Origin of the sequence: Nocardiopsis sp. NPDC057823, from assembly GCF_042797335.1 — a bacterium.
GTDB classification, from domain to species: Bacteria; Actinomycetota; Actinomycetes; order Streptosporangiales; family Streptosporangiaceae; genus Nocardiopsis; species Nocardiopsis changdeensis.
In genome coordinates this window covers 71,513-77,947 of sequence record NZ_JBHVLR010000017.1, presented here as the reverse complement: position 1 = coordinate 77,947, position 6,435 = coordinate 71,513, and the positions used below count along the sequence as shown (strand labels likewise).

Annotated in this window: 7 protein-coding genes; all 7 read left to right on the top strand. The window is 75.6% G+C overall.

Annotated elements, in window-relative coordinates:
• The first annotated feature begins 523 nt into the window (after positions 1–523).
• From ACFVNO_RS23975 to ACFVNO_RS23945, 7 genes are read left to right on the top strand one after another with little or no spacing between them, the layout of a single operon-like run.
• Entirely contained in the window at positions 524–1,027 is a 504-nt protein-coding gene (locus ACFVNO_RS23975) for a hypothetical protein (RefSeq protein ID WP_220561998.1), read from the top strand.
• The gene (locus tag ACFVNO_RS23970) at positions 1,021–1,875 is read left to right on the top strand and encodes a hypothetical protein (protein WP_355264899.1); all 855 of its coding nucleotides are present in this window, start codon (positions 1,021–1,023) and stop codon (positions 1,873–1,875) included. The genes ACFVNO_RS23975 and ACFVNO_RS23970 overlap by 7 nt, the downstream gene beginning before the upstream one ends.
• Before the next feature lie 23 nt (positions 1,876–1,898).
• A complete protein-coding gene (locus ACFVNO_RS23965) occupies positions 1,899–2,573 on the top strand; it encodes an SAF domain-containing protein (protein WP_355264896.1) in 675 nt (224 codons plus the stop codon).
• Positions 2,573–3,319: a hypothetical protein gene (locus tag ACFVNO_RS23960; RefSeq protein WP_378895854.1), complete on the top strand. Its 747-nt coding sequence runs from the start codon at positions 2,573–2,575 to the stop codon at positions 3,317–3,319. The genes ACFVNO_RS23965 and ACFVNO_RS23960 overlap by 1 nt, the downstream gene beginning before the upstream one ends.
• Entirely contained in the window at positions 3,316–4,674 is a 1,359-nt protein-coding gene (locus ACFVNO_RS23955) for a CpaF family protein (RefSeq protein WP_378895852.1), read from the top strand. The genes ACFVNO_RS23960 and ACFVNO_RS23955 overlap by 4 nt, the downstream gene beginning before the upstream one ends.
• Positions 4,662–5,525 (top strand): type II secretion system F family protein, encoded by an 864-nt coding sequence (locus tag ACFVNO_RS23950; protein WP_378895850.1) that lies wholly within the window; start codon positions 4,662–4,664, stop codon positions 5,523–5,525. The genes ACFVNO_RS23955 and ACFVNO_RS23950 overlap by 13 nt, the downstream gene beginning before the upstream one ends.
• Complete coding sequence (locus tag ACFVNO_RS23945; RefSeq protein WP_378895848.1) at positions 5,522–6,415, top strand: type II secretion system F family protein; 894 nt, start codon at positions 5,522–5,524, stop codon at positions 6,413–6,415. The genes ACFVNO_RS23950 and ACFVNO_RS23945 overlap by 4 nt, the downstream gene beginning before the upstream one ends.
• Positions 6,416–6,435: the final 20 nt, after the last annotated feature.

The window sequence follows — 6,435 nt, the reverse complement described above, 5'->3', positions numbered from 1 at the left end:
ATGTGGAAGTGGTGGTTCTTCCCTTTCTGTTCATGTTGGTGTGTCACGGAAACGTTGGACTTCGTTCGAGCGCCGCGTTCGTGCCGGTCGGGAGGCCGAGACTTCGCCGGGTGATCCCCCGGGGTTCATTCCGTGCCGGTCTCCCCGTGGGGCAGGTGTTCCACCCTGGATCCGGGGGTAGGCCAGAGGAACGGGCGCGGGCCGTCCGCACCGCCGCGCCGGAGCGCGGAGGTGCCGCGACACCGGCCCACGCAGCCATTCGGCTGCCCGTTTCTGTGCGATCCACCGGGCCTTCGGTTTTCGGTTGCGTCGAATCCCCCCTGTGTAGGGCCTATTTCTTGTTCTGGGGGGTTGTTGTGTACTGTGCGCTCTCGGTACTCTCACGCTGAGAGAGCGTGAAACACACGCAAACCCACATCGGTCGGTGTCGGCCCGTCCCCCCGCGGACCCGCCCCACCTGCCGCTTCCCCACCCCCCACCCCCGTCCCGCCCGGGCGGAGCACACCGAAGGGAACAGGCCGCGATGCGATCCGGCTCGACCCGCCTGGCGCTCACCGTCTGCGCGCTCCTCGCCGCCGCCGGGTGCTCCGCACCCGCCGCGGAGACGGACGGCGCCGGAACGGAACCGCGGCCCGCGCCCACCGCCGCCGCCGGCGGTGACGAGGAGGCCGCGCTGGCGGCCTACACCGGGATGTGGGACGCGGTGGTCGCGGCCTCCCACGGAGACGAGGAGGCCTCGCGCGCCCTCGACGACCACGCGGTCGGGGCCGCCCGGGAGATCATGCGGACCGCGCTCGACGAGGCGGCCGCGGGCGGGAACGCCGAGGGCGAGCCCGTCCTCGACCCGGCCGTCACCGTCGAGAGCCCCGAACTCGCGGTCGTCGCCGACTGCGTGGACGACTCCGCCTGGCGGACCGGCGGCTCCGCGGGGACGGCGGGCCCCCGCAAGGTCGACGCCACGCTCATCCACGACGGACTCGCCTGGCGCGTGTCCGAACTGCGCATCTGGGAGGCCGGATCATGTTGAGACCCCTACCCCCCGCCGCTGCCGCGGCCGCCGCCGCCCTGGTGCTGGCGACCCTGAGCGCCGCACCCGCGCACGCCGACGACGGCTCCTTCCTCGGCAGCGTCGAGTGCGGCACCTCCGGCGGCAACGGCTGCCAGATCCTGCTGCGCTGGCTCTTGGAGCACGGCGGCGTCCCGGGCACCCCCGGCACCGGCGGCTCCGGGGGGACCGGCGGCGCGGGCGGCTCCGACGAGTACGCCGACGTCGACTGGGACGCCATCGACTGGGAGTCCATGGACTGGGAGAACATGGTCGACTGGGATTCCATGGACTGGGACCGCATCTTCGAGGAGGCCGCCCGGGGCGAGGAGGGCACCGACCCCCTCACCAGCATCGAGGAGGCCATGGCCTCCTTCCAGCTCCCCGAGCCCACCATCGCCACCTCCCCGGGCACCGACTCCCTCATCCTGGTCAACACCCCCCTGTGGCTGTGGGTCGACCCCCAGAGCTGGGGCGCCGAGTCCACCTCCGCCGAACTGGGCGACTCCTCCCTCACCGTGACCGCCACCCCCGCCCGCACCCTGTGGACCATGGGCGACGGCTCCACCGTGGAGTGCGAGGGCCCCGGCACCCCCTTCGACCCCGCCGTCCACGACGCCGACTCCGCCTCCCCCGACTGCGGGCACGTCTACACCTCGGCCTCGGACACGGCCCCCGAAGGCGTCCGCACCGTCACCGTCCGCGTGCTCTGGGACACCGAGTGGAGCTTCTCCGGCGGCGGTGGCGGAGCCCTCGACCAGCTCACCAGCACCTCCGAGGTCGACCTCACCGTCCGCGAGTCCCACGGGCTCGTCACGGACACCCACTGACACCGAGAAGAACTGAGACAGACGTGGTCGAGACGACGACGGCCCCGCCCCCCGGGGCGGGGCGGCAGACGCAGCAGCCCCCCGCCGTGCGGCTCTCCGGCGGCGGCGCCCGGCGCTGGCGGTGGCTGGTGCTGGCCCTCACCCTGACGACGGCGGGCGCGCTCAGCGGCGTCATCGCCCTGGAACGCCTCGACGACCGCACCGGGGTGGTCGTCGCCGACACCGACCTCCCCGCGGGCCACGTCCTCACCATGGACGACCTGCGCGTCTCGGAGATGTCGGTGTCCTCCGACCTGTCCTTCGTGGACGCCGCCCGCTTGGAGGAGGTCGTGGGCCTGACCCTCACCCTCCCCGTGGTCGAGGGCGGGGTCCTGCCCGAGTCCGCCCTGGGCGCCGACGCCGCCTTCCCCGAGTCCGACCGGGCCCTGGTCGGCGCCACCCTCCAGCCCGGGCGCTTCCCCGCCTCCCTGGGCGCGGGCGCCAGCGTGTCCGTGGTCGTGAGCGGCGGCGAGCAGCAGGAGGACGGCGCCCCCCAGGCCTACCTCGCCCTGGTCCGCACCCTCGTCCCCGACCCGGGGGTCGAGGGCGCCGTCAACGTCGAGCTGCTGGTCTCCTCCGCCGACGCCGCCCGCATCGCCGCGGCCGCCTCCGCCGGACAGGTCAGCCTCGTGCAGGTCCACCCGCGCGGAGGGGCGTGATGACGACGACGGTCGCCGTCTTCTCCCTGGGCGGCGCCCCGGGCGTGACCAGCCTGGGCATGGCCCTGGCCGCGGTCTGGCCCGGGGACGCGCCCGGAGTGCTGGTGGAGGCCGACCCCTCCGGCGGAGCGGTCGCCGTCTGGCGCCGCCTGCCCACCGAGCCCGGGCTGACCGGCCTGGCCGCCGCCATGCGCCGCGGCGGCGGCGCCGACCCCGAGGCCCACACCCAGGCCCTGCCCGGCGGGCTCCGGGTCTGCCCCGCGCCGATCACCGCCGACCCCGCCGAGGGCGCGGTGCGGCTCCTGGGCCAGCACCCCCTGCCGTTCAGCGCGATGGCGGCGCCGGTCGCCGTCCTCGACCTCGGCCGCCTCACCCCCTCCTCCCCGGCCCGCGCCCTCGTCGCCCGGGTCGACCACGCCGTCCTCGTCGTCTCGGAGCGCCTCACCGAGCTGCGCCGCGCCCGCGAGCACCTCCTCGCCCCGTCCTTCCCCGCCCGCCACCTCACGGTCGTGGTCTGCGGCGGCCGCGGCGGCGTCGGCGAGATCACCGGCGCCCTCGGCTCCGCCGTCTGGGGGCGCGTGCCCGACGACCCCCGCTCCGCCCGGTTCCTGCGCGGCGAACAGGACATCGCCCGGCCCCAGAAGCGCCCCCTGTTCCGGGCCGCCGACCGGCTGGCGCGCGCACTGGCCGCCGCCCGGACCGAGCCCGTCGTCTACGCGCCGCTGCCCCCGGGGGTGAACGCATGACCCCGCCCGACGAGTTCGCGGACCGCGCCGCCGAGCGCTTCCTCGACCCCGGCGCCGACCGGGTGGAGGCCCAGTGGGTCGCCTACGTGTCCGCCGAGGCGGGCCGCAGGATCAGCGAGGAGACCCGCGGCGAGGACCCGGACACCCCGCAGGAGCACCGCGCCCGCGCCGACCGGGTCATCGCCAACATCCTCGACGAGGCCGCCCGCACCGCCCTGGCCGAGGGCCGCCCCCTGCTGGCCCCCGCCACCGAGGCCGCCATCGCCGCCGCCTCGCTCGCCCAGGTCACCGGTGTCGGGCCGCTCCAGCCCCTGCTCGACGACCCCGAGATCGAGAACATCAACATCAACGGCGTGGACGCCTGGGTGCGGCTCGCCGACGGCAGCCGCCGCCTGCACGCCGGGCTGTTCGCCGACACCGACGACGTCATCGCCCTGGTCCGCCGCCTGGCCGCCGAGTCGGCCAGCGGCGAGCGCCGCTTCGACCCCGGGGCGCCCATCCTCGACCTCCAGCTCCCCGGCGGGGAGCGCCTCAACGCGGTCATGGAGGTCTCCCGACAGCCCTCGGTGTCGATCCGCCGCCACCGGTACACCCACTCGTCGCTGCGCCGGCTGGAGAAGCTCGGCACGCTCGACCCGGCCCTGGTCTCCCTCTTCCGGGCCGCCGTGCGCGCCCGCCGCAACATGGTCGTCACCGGGGGCACCGGCGCGGGCAAGACCACCCTGCTGCGCGCCCTGGCCTCGGAGATCCCCCCGACCGAGCGCCTGGTCACCATCGAGGACGTCTTCGAGCTCGGCCTGGACCGCGACCGCGAGGCCCACCCCGACTGCGTCGCCCTCCAGGCCCGCCCCGCCAACATCGAGGGCGTCGGCGAGATCACCATCGCCGACCTGGTCCGCACCGCGCTGCGCATGTCGCCCGACCGCGTCATCGTGGGGGAGACCCGCGGCAGCGAGACCGTCCCCCTGCTCAACGCCATGAGCCAGGGCAACGACGGCAGCCTCACCACCCTGCACGCGGCCGGCTCCGCCGGGGCGTTCACCAAGCTGGGCGCCTACGCCGCCCAGTCCGCCGAGCGGCTGCCGCTGGAGGCGACCGCGTCGCTGGTGGCCTCCGCCGTCCACCTGGTCGTCCACGTCTCCGCGCTGCCCACCGGCGAACGCCGCGTCACCAGCGTGCGCGAGGTCGTGGGCGCGGAGGGGCAGAACGTGGTCTCCAACGAGATCTACCGCTACTCGCCGCGCCAGGGCCGCCTCGCCGCGGCCCCGCCCAGCCCGGACACCCTCGACGTGCTCGCCGACCACGGCTTCGACCCCCTCTCGCTCCAGGCGGAGACGGCGGGGTGGGGCCGGTGAACACGAACACGCTCCTGCTCGCCACCGCCGGGGGCGTCGCCGGGCTCGGCGTCTTCCTCCTGTTCGTCTGGGCCGCCCCGCTGCTCTCCGAACGCCTCCGCCGGGGCCGGTCCCGGCCGCTCCCGCGCCCGGGCAGGGTCGCCTTCGCGACCGCCGCCGGCGTCGGCGCCTGGCTCCTGACCGGCTGGCCGGTGGCCGGAGCGCTGGCCGCCGCCGCGGTCTGGTGGGCCCCGCAGGTCCTGGGCAGCGACGCCGAGCACAAGCAGCAGGTCGAGGGGGTCGAGGCGGTCGCCGCCTGGACCGAGATGCTGCGCGACCTCATGGCCGGGTCCTCAGGTCTGCACCAGGCGGTCGCCGCCACCGCGCCCATCGCCCCCGAACCGCTGCGCGGGGCCGTGCAGCGGCTGGCCGACGACATGCGCCGCGGCCGCGAGCCGCGCGACGCGCTGCACACCTTCGCCCGCACCGTCGACAACCCCACCGGCGACCTGGTCGCCTCCGCCCTGGCGATGGCCGCCACCCGGCACGCCACCGACCTCGGCGTCCTGCTCGGCGCCCTGGCCGAGTCCGCCCGCGACCAGGCCGCCATGCTGGTCAAGGTGGCGGCCGGCCGGGCGCGGCTGCGCACCTCCTCGCGCATCATCATGGGCGCGACGCTGGGGATGGCGGCGTTCATGCTCCTGTTCAACCCCGAGTACCTGGCACCGTTCGACGGCCTGCTGGGCCAGATCGTCCTCGCGGCCATCGGCGGCATCTGGGCCACCGCCGTGGTGTGGATGACCCGGATGTCCCGCTTCTCCCTCGGGCCGCGCGTCCTGGCCCCCGACCCGCTCAAGGAGGCCGCGCTGTGAACCCCACGACCGCGGCGGCCCTGGCCGGCGCCGCCCTGGGCCTGGCCCTGTGGGCGCTGGCGGCGGCCCGCTGGGCCCGCCCGACCCTGGCCGAGCGCCTGTCCGGCCCCCGCCCCCCGGCACGGCTCGCACTGCGCCCCTCCGAGGGCGGCCTCCTGACCCGGCTCGGCCGGGTCGGCGTCCCCCTGCTGCACGCCGCCGGCCTGCCCGGCAAGCGCGCCGCGCGCAACCTCAGGATCTGCGACCGCGACCCGGGCGGCTACCTGGCGGAGAAGGCGGCGGGGGTGGTGGTGGGGGTGCTGTTCCCGCCGGTGATGGGGTTGCTGCTGTCCTCCTTCGGAGCGCTGCCTCCGGGGTTCGTCTCCCCCGTGCTGTGGGCGGGTTTCGCGGTGCTCATGTGGTTCGCCCCGGACCTGTCCCTCAACGACGAGGCGGCCAAGCGCAAGGAGGAGATGCGCCGCACCCTGTCCGGCTTCGCCGACCTGGTCGTGGTCTCCCTGGCCGGGGGAGCGGGCGTCAGCGGCGCCCTCACCGACGCCTCCGCCAACGGCGGCGGCTGGGCGATGGCCGCGATCCGCGACGCCCTCCGGGAGGCGTCCCTCACCCGGGTCCCCGTCTGGCAGGTGCTCCGCGAACTGGGAGAACGCTACGACACCCCGGAGTTCGCGGAACTGTCCGCCAGCCTGCACCTGGCCGGGGCCGACGGCGCCCGGGTCCGGAGCTCCCTCTCCGCCAAGGCCAAGACCCTGCGCGTGCAGTTCCTCGCCGAGACCGAGGCCAAGGCGCAGTCCGCGACCGAACGGATGAGCCTGCCCGTCGTCCTGCTGTTCGCCGGATTCCTGATCCTGCTGGGCTACCCGGCCATGAGCCTCATCCTCTTCAGCACTTGAACCCCGTCACCGGAGAACCG